Below are 1,487 nucleotides of genomic sequence, written 5' to 3' on the forward strand. Positions count from 1 at the left end.
GAGTCTGTCAAGAATTTTGTGTAAGCTCCCAAAATCGATCTATCAAACTGCGGTGCCGCGGCTTGACACGGAGCCTCTGTGGGCATGATGATCGGCGATGCGGCGATTCCCTAAAACGTGGTCATCGCCAAGGCATTCAGCCTATCATGCCCACCCCTCCATGTAAAGCCGCTTTTAGCGTACCTGAACGCGTTCTGGATAGTATACTGTAAGCTGGAGAAGAATTTGTCCCCAGTTCTGTACACGACCTGTCCACTTTCGAACGACGTCCATAGTGGAGAGATACAGCATCTTCAGTAGCGATTCGTCCGTTGGGAATATGCTTTTTCCCTTTGTTACTTTGCGTAATTGACGGTGATAACTCTCGATCATGTTCGTTGTATATATGAGTTTTCGAAGTTCTGGCGGATATTTGAAGAAGGTCGCCAGTTCATCCCAGTTTTGACGCCATGATTTGACGATCAGCGGGTACTTGCTTCCCCAATGTTCTTCAAACCGTTCCAATTCCAGCAGGGCCGCCTCTTCCGTGACCGCCTTGTAAATTGGCTTTAGGTCCGCTGTTACTTTCTTAAGATCCTTGTAAGAGACGTATCGCGTTGAATTACGGATTTGATGGATGATGCATTTTTGGATATCCGTTTTCGGATAGCAAGCTGCAATGGCTTGTGAAAAACCGCTTAGATTATCGACACAGGTAATAAGGATGTCTTGAACTCCGCGATTCTTAAGCTCATTTAACACATTCAGCCAAAACTTCGCAGATTCGTTTTCTCCAATCCAAATGCCGAGTACATCTTTGTTGCCGTCTAAATCAATGCCAATCACCATATAAGCAGCCTTGTTTACAATTTGGCCTTCTTGCTTGACCTTGAAATGAATGGCATCCAAAAAGACAACTGTATAGACCTGCTGCAGAGGACGGTTCTGCCACTCCTTAATAAGCGGTACGATCTTGTTTGTTATGTTGGAGATGAGAGTTGGTGAGACCTCAACACCATACAACCCTTGAAGATGATCCTGAATGTCCCGCGTACTGACACCCTTCGCATACAATGCGATGATCTGCTCCTCAATGCCGGTCACATTAGTCTGATTTTTCTTCACGACCACAGGTTCAAATTCACCCAGTCGGTCCCGAGGCACTTCAATCTCTACATCGCCGTATTCGGAGGTGACGGTTTTCTTACTATAGCCGTTGCGGCTATTTCTCGTTTGCTTGTTTTTTACATCGTGCTTCTCATAACCGAGATGCGTGTCCAGTTCCGCTTCTAGCGCTTCTTGGAGCACATCTGCAAATAATTCCTTTAATGTCCTTTGGATGTCTTCAGTCGATTGAAAATTATGCTCTTTTACGAATTGACGTAATTCTTGTTTTGACAATAATCCGCTTCGGGTCGTCATGTGCTCATTCCTCCAACTTTGGTCTAGTAGTCAGTATTGCCAAATTTATCTCAGTTGAGAGGTTACACAATTTATTTTACAGACCC

1 protein-coding gene is annotated in these 1,487 nt (G+C 45.0%); it reads right to left on the reverse strand.

The annotated features are described in order from the left end of the window. Positions 1 to 174: 174 nt before the first annotated feature. On the reverse strand, positions 175 to 1,401 hold the full coding sequence (locus tag NI000_RS36480; RefSeq protein WP_253416165.1) for an IS256 family transposase: 1,227 nt from the start codon (positions 1,399 to 1,401) through the stop codon (positions 175 to 177). Positions 1,402 to 1,487: the final 86 nt, after the last annotated feature.

Origin of the sequence: Paenibacillus tyrphae (assembly GCF_024158745.1) — a bacterium.
GTDB lineage: Bacteria > Bacillota > Bacilli > Paenibacillales > NBRC-103111 > Paenibacillus_G > Paenibacillus_G tyrfis_A.

Coding starts and splice junctions, on each gene's coding strand:
- NI000_RS36480 (WP_253416165.1), bottom strand. CDS start 1,401: ATGACGACCCGAAGCGGATTATTGTCAAAACAAGAATTACGTCAATTC.